Origin of the sequence: Lysobacter stagni (assembly GCF_030053425.1) — a bacterium.
Lineage (GTDB): Bacteria > Pseudomonadota > Gammaproteobacteria > Xanthomonadales > Xanthomonadaceae > Lysobacter_J > Lysobacter_J stagni.
The window spans coordinates 1,648,812-1,672,657 of sequence record NZ_JASGBI010000001.1 but is presented as its reverse complement, the minus strand read 5'-3'; the positions used below and the strand labels follow the sequence as shown (position 1 = coordinate 1,672,657).

Below are 23,846 nucleotides of genomic sequence, written 5' to 3'. Positions count from 1 at the left end.
GTACGCACGCGCATCACGGCGCCACCTCGCCGCGACGCATGCGGATCTCCCCTGTGAGCCAGGCGACGTCGATATTCCACGCCGCCTTGCGTGCGGCCAGTTGCACGCGGCCGCCGGTGCTGGCGCCGTCCTCGAAGAAGACGATCGCGCCCTCGCCGCGTCGGGGCTGCACCTCGCGCGCGCCGATGAAGGTCACGCGAACGGAATCGGGAATCTCGCCCTTGCGGCCGTTGGGCGCGCTCCAGCGGTGCGAGGCCGGATCGATCAGGAAACGTTGCGGCGTGCCGGTGGAGATGGCCAGCGCGCGCGTGTACCGCAATTGCGCGGCGACTGCCTTGGCACTGGAACGCAACTGGATGCCCTGCCAGCCGCCACCGAACGCAGCGATGCCCAGCACCGCGATGCCGGCGATGAGCGCCAGCACCAGCAGCATCTCCAGCAACGACATGCCGAGGACGCGACGTGGCATGCCACTGCCTCCGCGCGGCGGTCGCTTACTCGTACTTGATGTCCGCATCGACACTGGTACCGCCCGGCTTGCCATCCTTGCCGAGAATCACCAGATCGTACGGGCCGCCTTCGCCCGGGGCGCGATACTCGATCGGGTGGCCCCAGGGGTCTTTCAGTTCCGTCGCCTTGGCATACGGGCCGAGCCAGCCGTTCACGTCGCTGGGCTGGGTGACCAGTTCCTCCAGCGAGGTCGGCAGGCGCCCGGTATCCATCTGGAAGGAATCCACCTTGCCCGCCAGCGTCTGCACCTGCGCCTTGGCGATGTTGTAGTCGCCGCGATCCTTGCCGCCCAGCACGCGGCTGCCCACGAACGCGAGCACGGCGCCGATCAGGACGATCACGATGATGATCTCGATCAGGCTCATGCCGCGCTGGAGCGCAGCGGACGGGGAACGGGTCAACGAGCGGCGGTTGCGCATGTGGATTCCTTGTCCAAGATCGTCCGGGAAGGGTGGATGTTTACCTGAAATCGGTTGCCAATGGGCTGACTGCGGACGGCGATGTTCAGTTCCGGGACCTGCAACGCAGGAACGGGCATCGCCCCCTCCGGCGGCCGTGGGGTGTGAGGACTGTCGGAACGCTTGTCCATGCACCATTTTCATCCCTGGGTGTGGTGATTGCGTCGGCGGGATGGGCGAGTCCGGCGGTGCGACGGCCCGGGCATGGACGGGCGTTCGGCAGGCCGCGCGGCAGTGCCTGCATATGTCGACGTGACCGATGCCATCCATGGCGCGATGCGACGGGCTCCGGAATGCCCGGCCCGTCCATCCATGGACGGGCGTTCGGCGACGCGCGGCAGTGCCTGCATATGTCGACGTGACCGATGCCATCCATGGCGCGATGCGACGGGCTCCGGAATGCCCGGCCCGTCCATCCATGGACGGGCGTTCGGCAGGCCGCGCGGCAGTGCCCACATATGTTGACGTGATCGATGCCATCCATGGCGCGATGCGAAGGGCTCCGGAATGCCCGGCCCGTCCATCCATGGACGGGCGTTCGGCAGGCCGCGCGGCAGTGCCGCGCAAGCGGCCTGCCTCACCCAATCGCGCTGGTGAGGTCGTAGATGGGGGCGAGCACGGCGATGATGACCGTGCCCACCATCGCAGCCAGCGCCACCGTCACCACGGGCACCAGCGCCGCCAGCATGCGGTCGAGGGCCAGCGCGGTTTCCTGCTCGAAGGTTTCCGCCGTCTTCACCAGCATCGCGTCCAGCGCGCCGGATTCCTCACCGACCTGGATCATCTGCAAGGCCAGTCGCGGAAAGCGCTTGCCACGCCCCAGCGCCATCGACAGCGGCACGCCGTTCTTCACTTCCTCCGCGGCCGCTTCGACATCGGCGGCCAGCACACGGTTGCCCAGCACGTTGCGTCCGATGCCCAGCGCCGACATCAGCGGCACTCCGTTGCGCACCAGCGTGCCCAGCGTGCGTGCCAGACGCGCGGTCTCGATCTTCGCCACCAGCGGGCCTGCCATGCGGTTGCGCAGCAGCCAGGCGTCCAACGCCTCGCGGAAGGCGGGATCGCGACGCTTGCGGTCGAACCACCACAGCGCCAGCGCGGGGAGCACCAGCAACACGATCCACCAGTCGCGCACGAACAGTCCGATGCCGAGCACGATGCGGCTGAAGATCGGCAGCTGTGCATCCAGGCTTTCGTACATCGCCGCGAACTGCGGCACGACGTAGCCCAGCAGGAAGAGCAGGCTCAGGCCCACCATGCACAACAGGATCGCCGGGTAGATGAGCGCGTTGATCACGCGCCCCTGCAACGCACGCGAGCGCTCCAGGTAATCGGCCAGGCGCGCGAGTGTCTCGTGCAGGCTGCCGCCGGCCTCGCCCGCGCGCACCATGTTGACGTACAGGCGCGAGAACGTGCCGTGCTGGCGCTCCAGCGCGGTCGACAGGGAGGTTCCGCCGCGCACCGCATCGCGGATGTCGCCAATGGTGCGTCGTGCGGCTTCGTCTTCCGGCAGTTCCAGCAGGATGCCCAGCGCGCGGTCCAGTGGCTGGCCGGCCGCCAGCAGCGTGGCCAGCTGCTGCGTGAACTGCACCAGGCGCGCGCCTGCGAACGGTCGCGGCTTGAACAGCCCCTTCCACGTCGACGCGCTGGAGGCTTCGCTGGCCAGTTTGGCCTCGACCGGAAGATGACCCTGTTCCTGCAATCGCGCCACCACCTCCGCCCCACTGACCGCCTCCATCTGGCCGTCGAGCAGTTCGCCGCGCGGATTGAGGGCCTTGTAGTAGTAGAGGGGCATGCGTTACGCGTCCTCGGTCACGCGCAGCACTTCCTCGATCGTCGTCTCGCCCGCCAGCGCCTTGGCGATGCCGTCCTCGTACATCGTGCGCATGCCGTGCTGGCGCGCGAGCTGTTCGATCTCGCCCATGCCTGCATGGCGCATCACCGCGCGACGCAGTTCGTCGTTCATCACGAGGAACTCCATGATCGTCGTGCGACCGAGATAGCCGGTCTGCGAGAGCGGCGACGGCATGGGCTGGTAGAGATGGATGTCGCCCTGCGGCTGGTAGCGGCGCAGGCTGAACCGTTCGATCTCCTCAGGCGAAGCGAGGTAGCGGCGCGCATGGGTCGGCTCCAGCCTGCGCACCAGACGCTGGGCCAGGATGCCGTTCACCGTGGAGGTGAGCAGGTAGTCCTCCACGCCCATGTCGAGCAGGCGCGTGATGCCGCCGGCCGCGTTGTTGGTGTGCAGCGTGGACAGCACGAGATGGCCGGTGAGCGCGGACTGGATCGCGATGCGCGCCGTTTCCAGGTCGCGCATTTCGCCGATCATGATGATGTCCGGGTCCTGGCGCACGATGCTGCGCAGCGCATGGGCAAAATCGAGCCCGATCTGCGGCTTGGCCTGGATCTGGTTGATGCCTTCGATCTGGTACTCGACCGGGTCCTCGACGGTGATGATCTTCACGTCGGGCGTGTTGAGCTTGCTCAGTGCGGTGTACAGCGTGGTCGTCTTGCCCGAACCCGTCGGGCCGGTGACGAGCAGGATGCCGTGCGGCTGGTCCAGCACCTTCCGGAACTGCGGCAGGAACGCATCGGTGAAGCCCAGGCGCTTGAAGTCGAACACCACCGTCTCGCGGTCGAGCAGGCGCATCACCACGCTCTCGCCGTGTGCGGTCGGCACGGTGCTCACACGCAGGTCCAGTTCCTTGCCCTGCACGCGCAGCATGATGCGACCGTCCTGCGGCAGGCGACGCTCGGCGATGTTGAGCTTGGCCATGATCTTGATGCGGCTGATCACGGCGGCGGTGAGGTTGGCCGGCGGGCTTTCGCCTTCGCTCAGCACGCCGTCCACGCGGTAACGCACCTTCAGGCGGTTTTCGAACGGCTCGATGTGGATGTCGGACGCGCGCAGTTCGACCGCGCGCTGGATGATCAGATTGACCAGGCGTATGACCGGCGCTTCCGAAGCCAGGTCGCGCAGGTGTTCGACGTCGTCGAGGTCGCCGGAAGATCCCTCGCCCTCGGCGGTTTCGACGATGGCGCCCATCGCGCTGCGTCCCTGGCCGTACCAGCGCTCGACCAGGTCGCCGATTTCCGATCGCAGCGCCACCGCGGGCCGGATGCGCCGGCCGGTGGCCAACTGCAGCGCGTCGTGGGTGTAGACATCCTGCGGATCGGCCATGAGCACGTCGACGGCATCCTCGCTCTCGCCGACCGGACACACCGCGAACTGCTTCATGAAGCGCGTGGACAATGACACGCCGTCAGGAGGAAGTTCGGGCGCATCCTTCGTTGCGACCAGCGGCAGCCCCATCACTTCGGCGCAGGTTTCGGCGTGGTCGCGCTCGGACACCAGCCCCAGGCGCGCGAGCAGGCCGAGCAGGCTGCCGCCCGTCTCCTCCTGCAACCTGCGTGCGCGGACGAGGTCGGCATCCTTGAGCCGCCCCTTGGCCATCAGGGCCGCGACGATACGTTCCTCGGCTCCCGTCTGGAGGGCCTGTGCCGGGTTCGTGCTGGCGTGGACAACGGCATTCACGTGATCGGCCTCGGCAGGATGCCCCTCGCAGTGACGTTCGACTTTAGCAGGTCGCCACTCACGTTCGTGTGCGACTGTCCGCCGTCCCGGAACTTCGGCGTTATCACTTCTTGCGGGGGGTGTCGGCTTCATAGGAATCGCACCGTGGCAAGGAAGATCGACCTCAATTCAGCCGATGCACCGGCATTGGCGGAACTGCCCGGCATAGGCTCAGCCCTCGCCGAGCGCATCATCGAATACCGTGAACGTGTCGGCCGTTTCCGCACGATCGACGAGGTGACGGCCGTTGCCGGCATCAGCGAACGCGCGCTCGAACGTGTTCGTGACCGCGTCTCGGCAGGCGAAGGAACCGCGGCTCCGCGCGAGACCGAATCGGCGACCCAGGTGCGCGTGTCGCTGCACAACGCGGCCGGACGCCCCTATACCGGACATGCGCTGGCGGCCACGTTCGTGCGACGCGAGATCCTGCGCGGCGCCGATGGCAATCCGACTTCGATCTGGGTGCCGGCATCCACGGGCCTCGCGCTGCCGCCCGACGGCCAGGCGACGCTGGTGTTCCCCGCGCGCAGCGACCTGCAGGGCAATGTCACCTTCAGCGTGCGCGCTCCGGACGGGCAGTTGCTGCTGGAATCGGCGCTGCCTGGCGAGAAATTGCCGGAACGGGTCGATCTCGAGGTGGCACCGCAGGAGTATGCGAAGACCTCGCCCAACGACGCGCCCGGCGCGGGCAAGCCGGCGCGCCTGAAAGGCCGCGTCATCGACGAGGCGGGGCGACGGCAACTGCGCGACATCCAGGTCGTGGTGTGGGCGGCACGGCCGGCCTCGCCAACGGCGGCGGACTTCCTTGCGCTGCTGGTCGCGCAGACCGATGCCAATGGCTACTTCAACGGCCCCTACCCGCTCGGCACCTACAGCACGGCGCACGGCATGGTGGCGGTGGGCGACGGCGAACCCGTCCAGGTGCCGATCCACCTGGAGGAAGACGGCACATTCCCCGAGTCGGTGATCCTGGTGATCGACCTGGACGAACTGGCGCCGCCCCAGGAAGAGGACGAATGCGATTGCCACGCCGGCGAACTGGTGCCGCGCGATCCGGACGCAAGCGATCTGGCGCGTGCCGACGGCACCTACAGCAACGACCCCGGTGCGGGACGCTGCGTGGACTTCACCCGTCCCGACCGCACGCTGGAGGAGTTCAGCTTCAGCTACGTGGTGCGCACCACCGAGCCCGCCATCAAGGGGCTCACTCTCAGCGAACCGGCGAAGATCGACCTGTCGAAGATCGTCGGGCTCCTGCCGCAGGCGACGCTGTCCGCGCAGGCGCGCGAAGTCGATGCCGCGGGTGCCAACGTGAGTGCGATGGCCGCCACGCGCACGCCGACGCTCGCCACCGACCGGCTCGACGCGAACATCCTGCAGACCCTCGCGCGCGACCCCGATGGATTCAGTCTGACCAAAGTCGCGGCCGCCGCGGAGCTCACGGTGCATGGCGACCTGCTGCGCGTAATCGGCCAACACCTGGGGCTGCAGCCCGGACGCCAGCCGATGAGCTGCCGCAATCCGGCCGACTGGGATCACGAAGCGACGCTCTACCAGGCCTGCACGATCGCGCACGGCCATGTGCTGCGGTTCAAGCAGGAATGGGTCGCCGACGGCTATTCGATGGGCAACCTGCTCTACAGCCTGCCGCTGGCGCCCGGACAGAAGAAGCAGATCGCCGTGGTCGACTGGGAACGTCGCGAGAGTTCGTCACGAACCGAAGCACTCGAAGCCCGCGACGCGCTCGAGGCGTCGATCAGCCGCGACCGCGACATCAACGAGATCGTCAACGGCACGGTCAGCGAGAACGTGCGTGGCGGATCCAGTTCGTCCACCGGCAGTATCGCCGGCGGCCTGGGCGTCAGCGCGATCCTGGGACCGGTCGGCGGCCTGCTGGGCATCGGCGGCGGCTTCGCCAGCGCCGGCACCGAGTCGTGGCAGGATTCGTCGCGGCGCACCGCCGCCAGCGCGCTGAACCAGCTGCGCGACCGCACCATCCAGAGCGCCTCGTCGCTGCGCAGCCAGCGCTCGACCGTCGTCCAGACGGTTCGCCAGGGCGAGCGCGTGGTCGCCACGACCGAATCCGTGGCCAACTACAACCACTGCCACGCGGTCACCATCCAGTACTTCGAAGTGCTGCGCCACCTGCTGGTACGCCAGCGCCTGACCGACGTGCAGGAATGCCTGTTCGTTCCGCTGCTCATGAGCCGCTTCGATTCGGGAAAGGCATTGCGCTGGCGCAACACGCTGCGCAACGTGGTGGGTGACCGTCGCCTGCGACCGGGATTCGATGCGCTGGAGCGCATCCGCAACCAGTACGTCGGCAGCGATTTCCCCGACGGCACCTATGCGGACCAGCTGCTCGAGCATCTGGAGGGCGACATCACGCTGCGCTTCGAGATCGCGCGCCCAAGGGACGCGGACGACGACTTCGACGCGAATGCGTGGCTGTTCCTCGGCACGCTGTTCCCGTCCATCTCCGCTTCCGACTTCTATCGCCAGCACCTGAAGGGACAGGCATTGAAGGACCGGATCTTCCAGGAACAGCTGGCACCGAAGATCGCCGAGCGCTTCGTCCAGCACCTGCAGTTCTTTGCGGTCAGCCCGAACGGCACGCGCACGCGCTTGCCGGTGGACACGACGCTGGTCAGCGATTTCATCAACGACCGACCGCTGTTCGTGTCGGTGAACCTCGCCGGCGCGTTGCCGCCGGTGCGACGCCGCGACATCCAGTACATCGAGATCAGCGACATCAGCGGGCTGCTCAACATCCCATTCCTGCAGATCCTGCCCACCGGCTCGAAAGTGATCGTCGAGTCGGGAACCTTGCGCTATCGCACGCATTACTCCAGCGGACACCTGTTCCAGGGCGCCCGCATCCTCAACGACGTCGTCGGCGGGGATGCCGCGCGCGTCTTCGCGCCGCTGAGCCGTGAAGAGCTGCGCAACCCGAAGCAGGAGGACAAGGAGTTGTCGCGCAACCTGCTCGATCATCTCAACGAGCACCTGGAGCAGTACCACCATTGCCTGTGGTACGCCATGAGCGAGCACCGCCGCTACATGCTGCTCGACGGTTTCCAGGCGCCCAACGCCGATGGCCGCAGCGTTGCGTCGGTGGTGGAGAACGAACTGATCGGCATCGTCGGCAACTGCCTGGTGATGCCGGTCGCGCGCGGATTCCATCTGGATCCGACCTATCGGCAGGACATCGAGAATCCCGTCGACCTGCTCGAGCACTACCAGCCCAACACGCCCATCGAGCCGTCACGCATCGCCGTGCCCACCCGCGGTGTATACGCCGAGGCGGTCATGGGTGCCTGCAATTCCTGCGAACGCAAGGAAGAGGAACGCTTCTGGCGCTGGGAGGAATCGCCACTGCCCGACCAGCCACCGCCGATCCTTCCGGTCAGTACCGACACGCGGCGCGCCGAGGTGCCGGACCTCACGGCGAAGGATTTCGCCGCTCCGATCATCAACCTGCAGAACGCGCCGGCCGCGCCCGATCCCACCGGGCTGGCTGCCGCCATGCAGCTGCTGGGAACACCGAACCTGTTCAAGGACATCACCGGCCTGGAAGGCACGCAGAAGAACGCCGCGGCCGCGCTCCAGGGCGCGTTCGACACGGCGCAGTTCTTTGGCGGCAAGGCCGCCGATCTCGCCCTGCAGGCGAAGATGGCGCGCGACATCGACAAGGCGGTCAAGACGATCGATTCGGCCAAGCAACGCGGTCTCATCAGCGACGCGCAGGCGCAGGATCTCACCAAGAACGCGATCAGCGGAATGATCGGGGGCGGGGCCAAGCCGGAAGAGCAGTCGCTCAACGCATCGCCCGAGGTGAAGCAGGCGATCAAGCGCGCGACCGGTCCGGGCGGCGAGGTCAACATGTCGCGCGTCAGTGGTGGCGAACGCGAGGATCTCGCGCTGCGCATGCCGCCGGAAGGCGGGCGCTCGTGGATCATCGAGCCCGCCGATGCGCTGGCGTGGGCGCGCTCGCGCTCGTTCAGTCCGAGCGCCACGAACCCGAGCAAGACCGGGCGCACCGTGCTCAAGGTCACCACGCGGCCGATTCCCGAAGGCGGCTCGGTCCGCTGGAGCGTTCCGCCGGACCAGAAGGGCCGCTACACGCTGGGCAACGGGCAGACCGTGCAGAACGGACTCAAGGCCGACGTGGCGGGACTGCGCCCCGGCCTGGCGAAGATCGATTTCGACGTCTTCGATGCCGACGGTACGTCGGTGGAGAGCCAGAAGTACGATCTGAGCATTCCCCAGTTCGTCAGCATCACCGAGAACAGCGCGTTCGACACCGTGCTGACGCGTTTCGGCCTGACAACGTTGAAGGCCGACGTGCTGGTCGTGGCCAAGGCGACCGCCGAGGACCTGCTGAGCGATGCGAACGTGCGCCTGGTGTGGACGATCGCGCCGTTCACCGAGAAAGTGCCCACGCACCTGCCCAACGAGTTCCTCACGCACTGCGACATCGGCGGCGATCCGAGCGGTGCGGTGGCGTCGCTCAACGGCCTGTTGGGCATCACGCGCGACCGCAATGGCAATTTCAACGCCGGCGCGGCAGTCGGGCCGAACGACTTCGACGAGGTCATCGACGTCTTCCCCGGTGCGATGACCGATCCGAACGCCACCGACATCGACGACAGCGTGATCGCGACGATCCAGGCGGCGATCAATGCCCCGCCGGGCACCAGCAATCCGCAGAATGCGCTGGCGGTGATGGTCGTCGGACGCATCCTCGGCGCTTCGCTGGCGCACGAGGTGGCGCACGCGCTGGTCGGCTTCATGTTCCCGGGCGGAGCGTCGCACACCAATGCGCAGCGCGATCTGCTGCGTCGTGGCTCGGCTTTCACCTTCGAGCACCTGACCGGAATCCAGGTCACGCAACCGGCGACGTTCCCGGATGCGGGTAGCTTCGTCGACCTGGGCATCGGCAGCATCAACCGTCCGCAGGTGGACGGCACGCTGCCGGGCCTCCAGGCGAACTTCCCGGTACCGCCTACGTTCCGGTGAGGCGACGACGCATGAGGCGACGGCGCGTGCCGTCGCCTCTCAGACCGGTCAGCCCACCCACACCCGCGCGTTGCGGAACATGCGCATCCACGGCGAGTCGCCGCTCCAGTCGGCCGGGGCCCAGCTGAAGTTGGCGCTGCGCAGCGTGCGCTCCGGGTGCGGCATCAGGATGGTGGCGCGGCCGTCGGCGCTGGTCAGGCCGGTGATGCCATCGGGCGAGCCGTTCGGATTGAGCGGGTAGCGCGAGGCGGTCTGGCCGTTGCCGTCGATGTAGCGCAACGACACATTCGCGGCGGCCTGGTCGAGTGCGCTGTCGAAGTCGGCGCGGCCTTCGCCATGCGCGACCGCCACCGGGATGCGCGAACCGGCCATGCCGCGGAAGAACAGCGACGGCGATTCGATCACTTCCAGCAGGCCGACGCGGGCTTCGAACTGCTCGCTGCGGTTGCGCAGGAACTTCGGCCAGTGTTCGGCACCCGGGATGATCGGCTTGAGCTGCGAGAGCATCTGGCAGCCGTTGCACACGCCCAGCGAGAAGCTGTCGGTGCGCGCGAAGAACGCAGCGAATGCGTCGCGCAGCGCACTGCGCTCGAGCACGGACGTCGCCCAGCCGCGACCCGCGCCGAGCACGTCGCCATAACTGAACCCACCGCACGCGGCGATGCCCTTGAAATCGGCCAGGTTGAAGCGGCCGGCGATGAGGTCGCTCATGTGCACGTCGACGGCCTCGAAGCCCGCACGATCGAACGCAACGGCCATTTCGACCTGACCGTTGACGCCCTGCTCGCGCAGGATCGCGACCTTCGGGCGCACGCCGGTGTTCACGAACGGCGCGGCGACGTCATCGGCCGCGTCGAAGGTGAGCTTCGGCTTCAGGCCCGGCGCGTTGAAGTCGCGCGCGACCGTGCGTTCCTCGTCGGCGCATTCCGGGTTGTCGCGCAGTTTCTGCAACGCGTGACTGGTGGACCACCACGCATCGAACAGTTCGTCCCAGCGCCATTCGACCAGCGTCTTGCCTTCGTCGCGCACGCGGATGGCGGGCGCCGTGGTCGGGCGCGCGATGCGCTGGGCGCAGTCGATCAGGCCGTGACGCGCGACGAGGTCGGCGAACTCCGCACGATCCTCCGCATTCACCTGCACGATCGCGCCGAGTTCCTCGTTGAACAGCGTGCGGAACGGATCATCGCCCCAGCCGTCGAGGTTGATGTCCAGGCCCGTGCGCGAGCAGAACGCCATTTCGCACAGCGCCGCGAATGCGCCGCCGTCGGAACGGTCGTGGTAGGCCTTGATGATGCCGGCCTCGCGCGCATCGCGGATCAGTTCGAAGAAGTCGCGCAGGCGCTGCGGGTTGTCCAGGTCCGGCACGCCGAGCGCGCCCGCGAAGGCAGGCAGGGACGATTCGCCATCGACGGCATCGGGATGGCATTGCGCGAGCACCGAACCACCCAACCGCTGCTTGCCGGCGCCCAGGCCGATCAGCCACAGCTCCGATTCCTCATCGCGCTGCAGCAGCGGGGTGAGCTGCTGGCGCACGTCGACCACCGGCGCGAACGCGCTGACGATCAACGACACCGGCGACACCGACTTGGCCGTCGTGCCGTTGCCATGCCACTGCGCCTGCATCGACAAGGAGTCCTTGCCGACCGGGATGCTCAGGTCCAGTTCCGGGCACAGCTCCAGACCCACGGCCTTCACCGCGTCGAACAGGCGCGCGTCCTCGCCGGCGTGGCCGGCGGCGGCCATCCAGTTGGCGGACAGCTTGATGCGGTTGAGCGATTCGACCGGTGCGGCGCACAGGTTGGTGATGGCTTCGCCCACGGCCATGCGCGCGGCGGCAGCGGCGTCGATCAGCGCCAGCGGCGTGCGCTCGCCGATCGCCATCGCCTCACCGACGTAACCATCGAAACCGGCGAACGTGATCGCGCAATCGGCCAGCGGCAGCTGCCACGGACCGATCATCTGGTCGCGTACGGTCAGGCCGCCGACGGTGCGGTCGCCGATGGTGACCAGGAAGTTCTTCGATGCGACCGCCGGGTGCGCCATCACGCGCAGCGCGGCATCGCGCAGTTCCAGTCCGTCCCAGTCCAGCGCCGGCCACGGCGCGACCGCCGGACGGCGCGCGTCGCGGTGCATCTTCGGCGGCTTGCCGAACAGCACGTCCATCGGGAAATCGATCGGCCAGTCGCGGCCGGGCTCGCGCGCGTTCTCGCGCGTGGCGCCGTAGCCGACGACCAGGTGCTCCTCGGCGGTGGCATGTCCGACGACCGCGAACGGGCAACGCTCGCGCGCGCAGATATCGGCGAATTCCTGCACGCGGTCGGCAGGCACGCCGAGCACGTAGCGTTCCTGCGATTCGTTGCACCACAGCTGCATCGGCGACAGCGAGGGATCGTCGCTGGGCACCTTGGCCAGGTCGATGATGCCGCCCAGGCCCGAGTCGTGCAGCAGTTCGGGGATGGCGTTGGACAGGCCGCCGGCGCCGACGTCGTGCGCGGTGTGGATCGGGTTGTTCTCGCCACGCGCGACGCAACGGTCGATCACTTCCTGGCAGCGGCGCTCCATCTCCGGGTTGTCGCGCTGCACGCTGGCGAAGTCGAGCGCCTCATGGCTGTCGCCCGAGGCCACCGAACTGGCGGCGCCGCCGCCCAGGCCGATCAGCATGGCCGGGCCGCCCAGCACGATCACCGCATCGCCTGGCTGCAGGCCGAGTTTCTTCACCTGGTTGCGGTCGATCGCACCCAGGCCACCGGCCAGCATGATCGGCTTGTCGTAGGCGCGCGCGTGCGTGCCTTCGTCCAGCTCGAAGCTGCGGAAATAGCCGGTGAGGTTGGGGCGGCCGAATTCGTTGTTGAACGCCGCCGCGCCGATCGGGCCTTCGAGCATGATCTCCAGCGCGGAGGCCATGCGCGGGTTGAGCGCGCGCGGGCGTTCCCACGGCTGCGGCAACGTCGGGATGCGCAGGTGCGAAACCGAGAAACCGCACAGGCCGGCCTTGGGACGACCACCGCGTCCGGTCGCGCCTTCGTCGCGGATCTCGCCGCCGGCACCCGTGGAGGCGCCCGGGAACGGCGCGATGGCGGTCGGATGGTTGTGGGTCTCGACCTTGATCGCGAACGCGGAGTCGACCTGCGCTTCCGAACGGTACGCATGCGTGACCGGATCGGGGCGGAAACGGCGGCTGGCATAGCCCTCCACCACCGCCGCGTTGTCGCTGTACGCCGAGAGCGTGTGCTCGGGCGTCATCGCGTGCGTGTGCTTGATCATCTTGAACAGCGACGTGGTCTGCTCGACGCCGTCGATGGTCCAGGACGCGTTGAAGATCTTGTGGCGGCAGTGCTCGGAGTTCGCCTGCGCGAACATCATCAGCTCGACGTCGGAGGGCTCGCGGCCCAGCGCGGCATAGCGCTCGCGCAGGTAGGCGATCTCGTCGTCGGCCAGGGCCAGGCCCAGGCGCGTGTTGGCCAGTTCCAGCTCGGCCAGCGGGATGCGCTCCAGCTCGCCGCGGGTGGGCACGGAGAACAGCGCGACGGCGTCCTCGCGCGCGTCCAGCAGCGACTGCGTCATCGGGTCGTGCAGCACCTTCGCCAGCACGCCCTGCGTGGTCGCGTCGGTCGGCCAGCCGATCAGGTCGTAACGGGTGCCGCGTTCGACGCGGTGCACCGGCAGGCCGGCGCCGTGCAGCAGCTCGGTGGCCTTGCTGGCCCAGGGCGACAGCGTGCCCAGGCGCGGCGTGACATAGCGCGATACCGCCTCGGCCGCGCGCGGCGCCTCGGCCAGGTCGGCCTGGAGGATGCGGCGGAGTGCGTCGGGATCCGGCGTGGCGTCGGTCTCCGGCTCGACCCAGTACACGGGCCAGGCGCCAAGGAGGCGGACGGACGGATGGAGGGCTTGCAGGCGGGCTTGGAGCCGTTCCAGTCGGAACGGCGACAGGGCGGATGCGCCCTCGAGGACGATCATGTCCGGGGAACCGTGCAACGTCGGGCCCGACATTGTACCCAAAGCGCCTGCCTGCCCGCCGGAATGGCGATTCACGATGTCGCCAGACGATGACGCCGCCCGGAGGCGGCGTCATGGGCCCATGGCGTAAGGCCGGTCAGGCGCCCGGCTTGGCCGTGGCGACCGGGGCCTGCTCGGCGGCCAGCTTGTCCAGCGCCTGGCGCAGCGCGGCCGGCGGCAGGTAACCGCCCACCTCGACGCCCTCGGCCGTCAGGATCATCGGCGTGCCGGTCAGACCGGCACGCCGGCCGACGTCGTACTGCTGGTTCACGCTGGTCTTGCAGCTGGCGTTGGTCGGCCCGCGACCGTTCTTGGCGTCGGTCAGCGCCTTGCGGCGGTCCGGCGCGCACCAGACCGCGACCATCTTCTTGTAGTCGTCGCTGCCGATGCCCATCCGCGGGAACGCGAGGTACTCGATGGCGATGCCCTGGCGGTTGTACTCGGCGATGTCGCTGTGCAGCTTGCGGCAATAGCCGCATTCCACGTCGGTGAAGACGGAGACGGTGTACTTCGGGTTGGTGGGCGCGAAGACGATGCGCTCGCTGCGGGGAATGGTCTGCAGCAGTTGCTTGCGCACGACATTCATCGCGTCTTCGCTGAGGTTCTTCTGCGCCTGGACGTCGAACAGCGCACCGCCCGAGCCGGGCAGGAACAGGTAGCGGCCGTCGTCGCTGACATAAACCACCTGTCCGGCCACGATCGCCTCGCGGAAGCCGGGCATCGGCGCCGCGCCGACGCGCTCGACCTTCACCTTCGGGTTGAGCACGCGCACGGCTTCGATCGCCCGGGCATCCGGCGTTCCCGCCTTCGCCTGGGCGGCGGCGACGGTCGGCTTGGCGACCGGGGCGGAGGCGGTCGCGCCCGGGGCCTGGCCGCCACCCGGCGCCTGTGCGCAGGCGGAGAGACTGATGGCGCCAAGGGCGGCGAGGAGGATTCGCTTCATCGGGGGTCCTGACGGAGCAGCCATGGGCCGCGTATGGGGGATGCCGGGGATTGTGGCATGGCATTCCCGGGCAGCCAGTGGATGAAGTCCCGGAACGGTGGGGCGTTGGGGCGTGGTTGGGGATTGGGGTGCTGCGGAACCCCCCGGCCGCCCCGCCCAGCGGTTTTCGGGCGGACATTCCTTTGCCATCCATGGCGGTACGCAGCCGGCTTCGGAGCGCCCGGCCCGGCCATCCATGGCCGGGCGTTCGGCAGGTCACGCGGCAGTGCCGCGCAAGCGGCCTGCCTCATCCCCTCGGATGGTGCTTCGCGTGGAGTTGCTTGAGTTGTTCGCGCGCTACCAGCGTGTAGATCTGCGTGGTCGACAGCGAGCTGTGGCCCAGCAGCATCTGCAGCGCGCGCAGGTCGGCGCCGCGGTTGAGCAGGTGCGTGGCGAAGCTGTGGCGCAGGCCGTGCGGGCTGATGCGGACAGGGTCGATGCCGGCAAGCACGGCATATCGCTTCACCAGCTGCCAGAACTGCTGGCGCGAGGGCGCTTCGCCGTTGGCCGACAGGAACAGCGGGGCCAGCGCGCGCTTGCCGGCCAGTTGCGGGCGCGACTGGGCGAGGTAACGCTCGAGCCAGTGCTGGGCTTCTTCGCCCAGGGGCACCAGACGCTCCTTGCTGCCCTTGCCCATCACACGCAGCACGCCCTGACGCAGGTTCACCGCCGTGGAGGGCAGATTGACCAGCTCGCTCACGCGCAGTCCGGCGGCATACATCAGTTCCAGCATCGCGCGATCGCGCAGCCCCAGCGGCGAGGCCACATCCGGCGCGGCCAGCAGCGCGTCGATCTGGCTTTCGGCCAGGGCCTTGGGCAGCGAGCGCGGCAGCTTGGGCGGCTCCAGCAGCGCGGTCGGATCGTCGACACGGTCGCCCTTGCGTACCAGCCATGCATAGAAGGCGCGCAGCGCCGACAACAGACGCGCGTTGCTGCGCGGCGAATAGCCGTGCTGCGAACGCCAGGCCAGGTAATCGAACAATGCGGCGCGATCGGCGCCAGCCAATCCTCCGGACTTTCCACTACGAAAGCGCGCGAGCAGTTCCAGGTCGCGGCGATAGCTGTCCAGCGTGGGTTGGGCGAGGCCGTTTTCGGCCCAGATCGCGTCGAGGAAACGGCCGATCACGCCCGCGTCGTCGTCGCCGAGTTCGGGCAACGCCATGGCGATCGCACGACGTTCCGCGGGTGTTCTGACTCTCATGACGCGAGCTTAGCGGCTATCCTGATGCGATGGCATCGCCCTCTCCTTCCCGTCCCACCGCGCTGATCGGCTGGCGCCTGGCCGCGCTGGTCTACGACCTGCTGCCCGCGATCGCACTGTGGATGCTCGCATCGGTTGTGTTCACCGTCGCCTTCACGTTGAGCGGGCATGGCAGCCGCGAGAACATCGCGCCGTTCAGCGCGTTGCAGTGGCTGCTGTGGCTGGTGTGCTGGCTGCTCACCGGCGCATACGCGCTGCTCAGCTGGCGCCGCGGCGGACAGACGTTGGGCATGCGCCCGTGGCGATTGAAGGTGGTTGGCGCCGACGGCGGCATGCCCGACTGGCGCGCGCTTGCGATCCGCTACGCGGTGGGCAGCGCATCGCTGCTGCTGGCTGGTCTGGGCTTCTGGTGGGCGTGGATCGATCGCGAACGCCTGACCTGGCACGATCGCGCGAGTGGGACGCGGATGGTGCGGTTGCCGAAGCGGGCAAAATAGCGCGCGTCGCTGCGCCATTAAGCGCCGCGGGCAGACCGGTTTCACGAGATCTGGTTCGACAAGCCACGCGGCAATGCCGCGTAGGCATCAACTTCGAATGGTGATTGCGTGCCGTCCATGGCGGTGCGTCATTGGCTTCGGGTCGCCCTGCCCGGCCATCCATGGCCGGGCGTTCGGCAAGCCACGCGGCAATGCCGCGTAGGCATCAACTTCGAATGGTGATTGCGTGCCGTCCATGGCGGTGCGTCATTGGCTTCGGGTCGCCCTGCCCGGCCATCCATGGCCGGGCGTTCGGCAAGCCACGCGGCAATGCCGCGTAAGCGGCTTGCCTCACCCACTCCGTTTCTTGAAGAGGTAGGCGGAGGCTCCCAGCATGATCACCGTGGGCAACAGGTACGCAACGCGGTAGTCGAACTTGTAGACCGCGGCGAGTTTCACGAACTGCGTCTGCAGCAGCCAGAAGCCCAGCGCGAAGACGATGCCGATGAACAACCGTTTGCCCATGCCGCCACTGCGCAGCGTGCCGAAGGCGAAGGGCACGGCGGCCAGGCACAGGGCCAGCACGTTGATCGGATAGAACCAGCGCCCCCAGTAGTGTTCTTCGAACTCCGACGCGTCCAGGTCGTTGCGCCGGCGGTAGTCGATGGCCCTGCGCAGGTCGCCCGCCGACAGATAGCGCGGCCGATCGGAGCCACTGGTCAGCATCGTGGCGTCCAGACGCGACGTCCACGGCATCGTGGGCAGGCGTTCCTGCTCCACCGAGTTGGCGCCGATGCGGGTGCGTGTCACGTCGCGCAGCGTCCAGCCATTCGCGCGCCGGTCGGCGGTCTGTGCGTGCACGATTTCCTGGAGGCGCCCATCCGCGCCGACGCGATACAGCGAGACGCTTCGCAGCTGCAGCCAGCGTTCGGCACCGCGCGACATTTCCTGCCCGCTGTCGGCGTTGAGGATGGTCTCACCGTCGCGAGCCCAAAGACCTTGCGTGTACTGCGGCACGGCGCGTCCCGACTTGGCCGCGCTCTTCAGCGCATCGGCACGCTGCTGCGTCCACGGCGCGATCTTCTCGCCGTTGAGCACCATCAGCGCGGTCAGGATGGCCAGGGCTCCCGCCACGGCGAACCCCAGACGTCGTCGCGACAGGCCCACCGCGCGCAGCGCGGTCAGTTCGGAGGTCGCCGCCAGTTGGCCCAGCGCCATCAGCGAACCGATCACGGCCGCGTACGGGAACAGGTAATACAGCCGGCGCGGCACGCTGAGCGCCATGTAGACGAAGGCTTCCGACAGGCCATAGCGGCCCTTGCCGATGTCGCCGAATTCGCTGACCAGCCCCAGCATGACGTCCAGACCGGCGAGCACCGCCCAGGTCAGGACCACCGTGCCCAGCACGGTGCGGCCGACGTAGGTGTCGTGGATCTTGGGCAGCAGCCTCATGGCGCCGCTCCAGCGGCGCGCACGCCCGAGCGTGGCCTACCCAGACTGCCGTCGGTGAAATACAGCCACAGCGCGATGGCCATCACCGGGATCAACAGCCACCACAGGCCCAGCTGTATGGCGATCTTGCCGTCCTCCAGCCAGCCCAGGCCGGCAGTCATCAGGTTCTGCCCGATCAGGTACGCCAGGAAACCGACCACGATGCGGCCATAGCGGGCCTGCCGCGGCATGCTCCGCGCCAGCGGCACCGCCATCAGCGCGAAGGCCAGCGCCAGCAGCGGTGGCGCGATGCGGTAGTGCAGCTGCGCCTTCGCCTCGCGCCGGCTGTCGCCGAACAGCGCGGTGGTGGGCAGCATCTCGGGGGCGCGCGGGTCGAACTTCGCTTCGACCGCGGGCAACAGGATCTCGTTGCTGGCGTAGGTGACCAGGCGGAAATCCTTGCCACCGGCCAGCGGCCCTTCGACCTGATGGCCCTGGCGCAGGGTCAGATAGCGGTTGCCGCCCGGCTCGACGATGAGCTCACCCTGATTGGCGGTGACCACATCGACGCGCCCGTCCTCGCCGTAGCGGTGGACGAACACACGCCCCAGCTGGCTACCGTCCTTGGACATGCTCGCCACATAGATCACCCCGCCGCCGTTGGGGATGCCGGTGAACGTGCCCGGCTCAAGGCCCGCGAGGATCAGGTTGCGGTTGGCATCGTTGATCATCTGCTTGGACACGCGGTCGGCCCACGGGCCCAGCCACAGCGAGCAGGCCGCGACCACCGCCACCAGCGGACCCACCACCATCAGCAACGGGCGCAGCATCCGGCGCGGGCCGACGCCGATCGAGGCGATCACCGGCATTTCGGAATCGCGGTAGAGGCGTCCCACGCCGAGCATCAGGCCGAGCATCATCGCCAGCGGCAGGATCAGCGGCAGCCACTTCAGCAGCACCAGGCCCAGCTGGGCCAGCATCAGCCCCGCCGGCACGCGGCCGCGGGCGATGTCCTGCAGTACGTCGGTGAACGCGCCACCCACGGTGACGATCAGAAGCACGACCAGCGTGGCCAGGATGGCCAGGGCGAATTCGCTGATCAGGTAGCGGTCCAGCTTGGGCATCGGTCGGCTTCGTGCGGCGTTGCGTCACAGGGTAAGGGAACGGGCGCGTGCGGCATGTCGACCGGCCCGGCCCATCGCCGGCTCCGGCCCGACCCGCCGGACCCCCGCTTGCGCGGCCGCCGGCGCGCCCGTCGACCGGCAGGGCCCGGACAGCGGCCTGCTAGAATCGGGGGTTCGTCCGAGGGCGTGAGGCGGCTGCGCAATGCGCGGCCCGGGACTTCGCATCCCCCTCACAGCCGCTCGATTGTACGGAACTGCTTCCTCAAATCTGCTTCGGGAATCTGTTGGATGGCCCTCGAATTCGACCTGAACCGCGACGCACCTGCCGCCGCACAGACTGATTGCGTCGTGATCGGCGCCTTCGCCGACAACAGCCTGACGCCTGCGGCGAAGGCTGTTGATGAGGCCAGTGGTGGCCGCCTGCGCGCCCTGCTCGAGCGCGGCGACGCCAGCGGCAAGACCGGCAAGACCGCGCTGCTGCACGACCTGCCGGGCGTGGCCGCGCCGCGCGTGCTGGTGATCGGCCTGGGCGATGCCGCCAAGTTCGGCGTGCCGCAGTACCTCAAGGCCGTGGGCGATGCCGCGCGCACGCTCAAAGGCGGACCGGTCGCCAAGGCACTGTTCACCCTGTCCGAAGTCGCGGTCGCCGGTCGCGACCAGGCCTGGAACATCCGCCAGGCGGTGATCGCCGCGGACCACGCCTGCTACCGCTATACCGCCACGCTCGGCGCCTCGCGCAAGAAGGACGAGCCGGGCCTGCGCACGCTGTCGATCCTGGGCGAGGACGCGTCGGCCCTCGCACACGGCCAGGCCATCGCCGCCGGCGTGCAGTTCTCGCGCGAGCTGGGCAACCTGCCGCCGAACATCTGCAACCCGGCCTACCTGGCCTCGCAGGCACAGGAATTCGCCGGCCGCTTCCCCACCACCTCCTGCGACGTGCTCGACGTGGCGCAGATGACCGAGCTGGGCATGGGCTCGCTGCTGGCCGTGGGCCGCGGTTCGGCCAATCCGCCCAAGCTCATCGTCCTGAAGTACAGCAATGGCGGCGACGCCAAGCCGTACGTGCTGGTCGGCAAGGGCATCACCTTCGACACCGGCGGCATCAACCTCAAGACGCAGGGCGGCATCGAGGAGATGAAGTACGACATGTGCGGTGGCGCCACCGTCATGGGCACCTTCGTCGCCGCCGTCGGCATGCAGCTGCCGATCAACCTCGTGGTGGTGGTTCCGGCCGTGGAGAACATGCCCGACGCCGATGCCTACCGTCCGTCCGACGTGCTCACCAGCATGTCCGGCAAGACCATCGAAGTCGGCAACACCGACGCCGAGGGCCGCCTGATCCTGTGCGACGCGATGACCTACGCCCAGCGCTTCGAGCCGCAGGCGCTGGTGGACGTGGCCACGCTGACCGGCGCCTGCATGGTCGCGCTGGGCAAGTTCGCCTCGGGCCTGATGAGCAAGCACGACGACCTGGCCAACGAGCTGCTCGAGGCCGGCGAAAATGTCTTCGACCGCGCCTGGCGCCTACCGCTGTGGGACGAGTACCAGACCCTGCTGGAATCCAGCTTCGCCGACGTCTACAACATCGGCGGCCGCTGGGCCGGCGCGATCACCGCCGGCTGCTTCCTCTCGCGCTTCGCCGAAGGCCAGCGCTGGGCGCACCTGGACATCGCCGGTTCGGCCTCGGACGAAGGCAAGCGGGGCATGGCGACCGGCCGCCCGGTCGGCCTGCTGAGCCAGTGGCTGCTGGACCGCGTGGCCTGACCGCGTGGCGCGCGCCGATTTCTACCTGATCCAGAAGGAGCGGTTCCGCGAGGAGCCGCTTTTGCTGGTGTGCGAGCTGGCACGCAAGGCGCACGACGCCAACCTGTGGACCCTGGTGCTGGCGCGCGACGCCGAGCAGGCCGAGCGCCTGGACGAGCTGCTGTGGGAGTTCGACGCAGACGCCTACATCCCGCACCAGATGGCCGGCGACGATGAGGACGAGCTCAGCCCCGTGCTCATCGCCACGCCCGAGACCGACACGCCGATGCGCGCACTGGTGATCAACCTGCGCGACGAGCCGGTGGACGGCACCTTCGAGCGCGTGCTCGAAGTCGTTCCCGCCGACGACTCCGCACGCGGCCCGCTGCGCGAGCGCTGGAAGCAGTACCAGTCGCGCGGGCTGGAACTGAAGAAGTACGACATGTAAGCGCCGGGATTCGGGATTGGGGATTCGAGATTCGCCCCACCCGGCCGGCGCTCTTACGAATCCCGAACCACGAATCACGAATCCCTGCTCCCATGTCCCTCGCCTCCTCCTACGATCCCAAGCAGTTCGAAACCCGCCTGTACGAAGCGTGGGAGCGCAGCGGCGTATTCCAGCCGCGCGGAGAAGGCGAACCGTATTCCATCCTGCTGCCGCCGCCGAACGTCACCGGCACGCTGCACATGGGCCATGCGTTCCAGCACACGCTGATGGATGCGCTGATCCGCTACCACCGCATGCGCGGCTTCGACACCCTGTGGCAGATGGGTACCGACCACGCCGGCATCGCGACCGAGATGGTGGTCTCGCGCAACCTGGCCGCCGAAGGCAAGGGTGAAACGCGCGACTCGCTGGGCCGCGAGGGCTTCGTCGAGAAGGTGTGGGAGTGGAAGCAGCAGTCCGGCGACACCATCGAGCGCCAGATGCGCCGCATCGGCACGTCGGGCGACTGGACGCGCAGCGTCTTCACCATGGACCCGATGGCCGCCGACGCGGTGATCGAGGCGTTCGTGCGCCTGCACGAGGACGGCCTGATCTACCGTGGCCAGCGCCTGGTCAACTGGGATCCGGTGCTGAAGACCGCGATCTCCGACCTGGAGGTCGTCAACGAAGAGGAAGACGGCTTCCTGTGGTCGATCAGCTACCCGCTGAGCGACGGCAGTGGTGAACTCACGGTGGCGACGACGCGCCCGGAAACCATGCTCGGCGACGTCGCCGTGATGGTGCATCCGCAGGACGAGCGCTACACGCACCTCGTCGGCAAGACCGTCACGCTGCCGCTCACGGGCCGCGAGATTCCCGTCATCGCCGACGATTACGTCGACCGCGAGTTCGGCACCGGCGTGGTCAAGGTCACGACCGCACACGACTTCAACGACTACGCCGTCGGCCAGCGCCACAACCTCCCGCTGATCAACATCTTCACACCGGTCGCCGCAGTCAACGACAACGCGCCGGAAAAGTACCGCGGCCTGGACCGCTACGAAGCGCGCAAGGTCGTGCTCGCCGACCTGGAGGCCGAAGGTCGCCTGGTCGACACCAAGCCGCACAAGCTGCAGGTTCCGCGTGGCGATCGCACCGGCCAGGTGATCGAGCCCTACCTCACCGACCAGTGGTTCGTGAAGATGGACACGCTCGCCGCGCGCGGGCTGGAGCTGGTCGAGCAGGGCGACGTGAAGTTCGTCCCCGCCAACTGGATCAACACCTACCGCCACTGGATGGAGAACATCCAGGACTGGTGCATCAGCCGCCAGCTCTGGTGGGGCCATCGCATTCCGGCGTGGTACGACGATGAGGGCAACATCTACGTCGGCCGCAACGAGGACGATGTCCGCACGAAGCACGGCCTCGGCGGCAACGTGACGCTATCGCAGGACAGCGACGTGCTGGAGACCTGGTTCTCCTCGCAGCTGTGGCCGTTCTCGACGATGGGCTGGCCGAACGAACCGGCGATGGCGCAGCGCGGCTTCGACCGCTACGTGCCGTCGAGCGTGCTGGTCACCGGCTTCGACATCATCTTCTTCTGGGTCGCGCGCATGATCATGGCGACCGACCATTTCACCGGCCGCGTGCCGTTCCGCGATGTGTACGTCACCGGTCTGATCCGTGACGCGCACGGCCAGAAGATGTCCAAGTCCAAGGGCAACGTGCTCGACCCGCTGGACCTGATCGACGGCATTTCGCTGGACGACCTGGTCGCCAAGCGCACCGGCGGCCTGATGCAGCCGAAGATGGCGGAGAAGATCGAGAAGGCCACGCGCAAGGAATTCCCGGAAGGCATTCCGGCATTCGGTGCCGATGCGCTGCGCTTCACCATCGCCGCGCTGGCCACGCACGGCCGCGACATCAAGTTCGACCTCGGCCGCGCCGAGGGCTACAAGAACTTCTGCAACAAGCTGTGGAACGCCACGCGCTTCGTGCTGATGAACACGGAGGGCGCGAACTTCATCGGCACGCCGCAGCCGAAGACCGACGCCGAGCGCTGGATCCTCTCGCGCCTGGCCACGGTCGCGACGGAAGCCGAAACGCACTTCGCCTCGTACCGTTTCGACCTGCTCTCGCAGGCGCTGTACGAATTCGCCTGGAACGAGTTCTGCGACTGGTTCGTCGAACTGGCCAAGCCCGCGCTGCAGGGCGATGACGCCGAGGCCGCGAGCAGCACGCGCCACACGCTGCTGTACGTGCTCGAACGCCTGCTGTCGCTGCTGCACCCGCTGGTGCCGTTCGTGACGGAAGAGCTGTGGCAGCAGATCGCGCCGAAACTCCGCGTTGCCGAGACCACGATCATGCTGCGCCCCTATCCGCAGGCGGCCGATTACGCCGGGCAGGATTACGCCGCGGCAGATGCCGACGTGGAGTGGCTCAAGGCGATGGTCACCGGCCTGCGCAAGATCCGCAGCGAACTGAACGTCGCGCCCTCGAAGGCCGTCCCGCTACTGCTGGCGGACTGCAGCGCCAGCGACCGCGAGCGCGTCGCGCGTTTCGATTCGCAGCTGCGCTTCCTGACGAAGCTGGAATCGATCGCCGTCCTCGCCGACGGCGAGGCTTCGCCGGCCGCCGCCACGGGCCTGGTCGGCGGGCTGAAGTTGCTGGTGCCGCTGGAAGGCCTCGTCGACCTGGGCGCCGAACGCACGCGCCTGGACAAGGAGATCAAGCGCGTCGACGGCGAGATCGCCAAGTGCCACAACAAGCTGGCCAGCGAGACCTTCGTCGCCAATGCGCCGCCGGCCGTGGTCGAACAGGAGCGCAAGCGCCTGGCCGACTGGAACCTGCAGCGTGAGGCGCTGGCGGCGCAGCGCGCGAAGCTGGGGTGAGGGCACGCGCTTGC

General features: G+C 68.1%; 14 protein-coding genes. 5 read left to right on the top strand and 9 right to left on the bottom strand.

Going from position 1 to position 23,846, the window contains the following annotated elements; all coding sequences use genetic code 11:
- Nucleotides 1-13: 13 nt before the first annotated feature.
- The 4 genes from xpsH to gspE all read right to left on the bottom strand — a co-directional run bounded on the left by xpsH (nucleotide 14) and on the right by gspE (nucleotide 4,422).
- Nucleotides 14-517, bottom strand: coding sequence for a type II secretion system protein XpsH (gene xpsH / locus QLQ15_RS07580; protein ID WP_432277785.1), 504 nt, complete (start codon nucleotides 515-517; stop codon nucleotides 14-16).
- Complete coding sequence (gene gspG, locus QLQ15_RS07575; RefSeq protein ID WP_283212219.1) at nucleotides 495-929, bottom strand: type II secretion system major pseudopilin GspG; 435 nt, start codon at nucleotides 927-929, stop codon at nucleotides 495-497. Before gspG ends, xpsH begins: the two co-directional genes overlap by 23 nt.
- A gap of 616 nt (nucleotides 930-1,545) precedes the next feature.
- The gene (xpsF, locus tag QLQ15_RS07570; RefSeq protein WP_283212218.1) at nucleotides 1,546-2,763 is read right to left on the bottom strand and encodes a type II secretion system protein XpsF; all 1,218 of its coding nucleotides are present in this window, start codon (nucleotides 2,761-2,763) and stop codon (nucleotides 1,546-1,548) included.
- Between the two features lie 3 nt (nucleotides 2,764-2,766).
- Nucleotides 2,767-4,422, bottom strand: coding sequence for a type II secretion system ATPase GspE (gspE, locus tag QLQ15_RS07565; protein WP_432277849.1), 1,656 nt, complete (start codon nucleotides 4,420-4,422; stop codon nucleotides 2,767-2,769).
- Nucleotides 4,423-4,647: 225 nt separating this feature from the next.
- Between gspE and QLQ15_RS07560 the strand changes: the two genes are divergently transcribed.
- Complete coding sequence (locus QLQ15_RS07560; protein ID WP_283212216.1) at nucleotides 4,648-9,561, top strand: ComEA family DNA-binding protein; 4,914 nt, start codon at nucleotides 4,648-4,650, stop codon at nucleotides 9,559-9,561.
- Between the two features lie 48 nt (nucleotides 9,562-9,609).
- Here QLQ15_RS07560 and purL read toward each other — a convergent pair whose 3' ends face one another.
- From purL to xerD, 3 genes are all read right to left on the bottom strand, one after another.
- Nucleotides 9,610-13,518, bottom strand: a complete 3,909-nt coding sequence (gene purL / locus QLQ15_RS07555) for a phosphoribosylformylglycinamidine synthase (protein WP_283212215.1) — start codon at nucleotides 13,516-13,518, stop codon at nucleotides 9,610-9,612.
- Between the two features lie 136 nt (nucleotides 13,519-13,654).
- Nucleotides 13,655-14,500, bottom strand: a complete 846-nt coding sequence (locus QLQ15_RS07550; RefSeq protein ID WP_283212214.1) for a DsbC family protein — start codon at nucleotides 14,498-14,500, stop codon at nucleotides 13,655-13,657.
- Nucleotides 14,501-14,786: 286 nt separating this feature from the next.
- Complete coding sequence (gene xerD, locus QLQ15_RS07545; RefSeq protein WP_283212213.1) at nucleotides 14,787-15,740, bottom strand: site-specific tyrosine recombinase XerD; 954 nt, start codon at nucleotides 15,738-15,740, stop codon at nucleotides 14,787-14,789.
- A 29-nt stretch (nucleotides 15,741-15,769) separates the two neighbouring features.
- Here xerD and QLQ15_RS07540 point away from each other — a divergent pair, with 29 nt between their 5' ends.
- On the top strand, nucleotides 15,770-16,237 hold the full coding sequence (locus QLQ15_RS07540) for an RDD family protein (protein ID WP_283212212.1): 468 nt from the start codon (nucleotides 15,770-15,772) through the stop codon (nucleotides 16,235-16,237).
- Between the two features lie 330 nt (nucleotides 16,238-16,567).
- Here QLQ15_RS07540 and lptG read toward each other — a convergent pair whose 3' ends face one another.
- Both lptG and lptF read right to left on the bottom strand, forming a co-directional pair.
- A complete protein-coding gene (gene lptG / locus QLQ15_RS07535) occupies nucleotides 16,568-17,668 on the bottom strand; it encodes an LPS export ABC transporter permease LptG (RefSeq protein ID WP_283212211.1) in 1,101 nt (366 codons plus the stop codon).
- Complete coding sequence (gene lptF / locus QLQ15_RS07530; RefSeq protein ID WP_283212210.1) at nucleotides 17,665-18,771, bottom strand: LPS export ABC transporter permease LptF; 1,107 nt, start codon at nucleotides 18,769-18,771, stop codon at nucleotides 17,665-17,667. The genes lptG and lptF overlap by 4 nt, the downstream gene beginning before the upstream one ends.
- Nucleotides 18,772-19,059: 288 nt before the next feature.
- On the opposite strand from lptF, the gene QLQ15_RS07525 reads away from it, so the two are divergent.
- From QLQ15_RS07525 to QLQ15_RS07515, 3 genes are all read left to right on the top strand, one after another.
- The gene (locus QLQ15_RS07525; RefSeq protein ID WP_283212209.1) at nucleotides 19,060-20,535 is read left to right on the top strand and encodes a leucyl aminopeptidase; all 1,476 of its coding nucleotides are present in this window, start codon (nucleotides 19,060-19,062) and stop codon (nucleotides 20,533-20,535) included.
- A 4-nt stretch (nucleotides 20,536-20,539) separates the two neighbouring features.
- Nucleotides 20,540-20,962 (top strand): DNA polymerase III subunit chi, encoded by a 423-nt coding sequence (locus QLQ15_RS07520; RefSeq protein WP_283212208.1) that lies wholly within the window; start codon nucleotides 20,540-20,542, stop codon nucleotides 20,960-20,962.
- Between the two features lie 92 nt (nucleotides 20,963-21,054).
- Nucleotides 21,055-23,832, top strand: coding sequence for a valine--tRNA ligase (locus QLQ15_RS07515; protein ID WP_283212207.1), 2,778 nt, complete (start codon nucleotides 21,055-21,057; stop codon nucleotides 23,830-23,832).
- The last annotated feature ends 14 nt before the right edge of the window (nucleotides 23,833-23,846 follow it).

Excerpts from the sequence above, each read along its gene's own strand:
- xpsH (WP_432277785.1), bottom strand. The coding sequence starts at position 517 with ATGCGGACATCAAGTACGAGTAAGCGACCGCCGCGCGGAGGCAGTGGC.
- gspG (WP_283212219.1), bottom strand. The coding sequence starts at position 929 with ATGCGCAACCGCCGCTCGTTGACCCGTTCCCCGTCCGCTGCGCTCCAG.
- xpsF (WP_283212218.1), bottom strand. The coding sequence starts at position 2,763 with ATGCCCCTCTACTACTACAAGGCCCTCAATCCGCGCGGCGAACTGCTC.
- gspE (WP_432277849.1), bottom strand. The coding sequence starts at position 4,422 with ATGGCCAAGGGGCGGCTCAAGGATGCCGACCTCGTCCGCGCACGCAGG.
- purL (WP_283212215.1), bottom strand. The coding sequence starts at position 13,518 with ATGATCGTCCTCGAGGGCGCATCCGCCCTGTCGCCGTTCCGACTGGAA.
- QLQ15_RS07550 (WP_283212214.1), bottom strand. The coding sequence starts at position 14,500 with ATGAAGCGAATCCTCCTCGCCGCCCTTGGCGCCATCAGTCTCTCCGCC.
- xerD (WP_283212213.1), bottom strand. The coding sequence starts at position 15,740 with ATGAGAGTCAGAACACCCGCGGAACGTCGTGCGATCGCCATGGCGTTG.
- QLQ15_RS07540 (WP_283212212.1), top strand. The coding sequence starts at position 15,770 with ATGGCATCGCCCTCTCCTTCCCGTCCCACCGCGCTGATCGGCTGGCGC.
- lptG (WP_283212211.1), bottom strand. The coding sequence starts at position 17,668 with ATGAGGCTGCTGCCCAAGATCCACGACACCTACGTCGGCCGCACCGTG.
- lptF (WP_283212210.1), bottom strand. The coding sequence starts at position 18,771 with ATGCCCAAGCTGGACCGCTACCTGATCAGCGAATTCGCCCTGGCCATC.
- QLQ15_RS07525 (WP_283212209.1), top strand. The coding sequence starts at position 19,060 with ATGGCCCTCGAATTCGACCTGAACCGCGACGCACCTGCCGCCGCACAG.
- QLQ15_RS07515 (WP_283212207.1), top strand. The coding sequence starts at position 21,055 with ATGTCCCTCGCCTCCTCCTACGATCCCAAGCAGTTCGAAACCCGCCTG.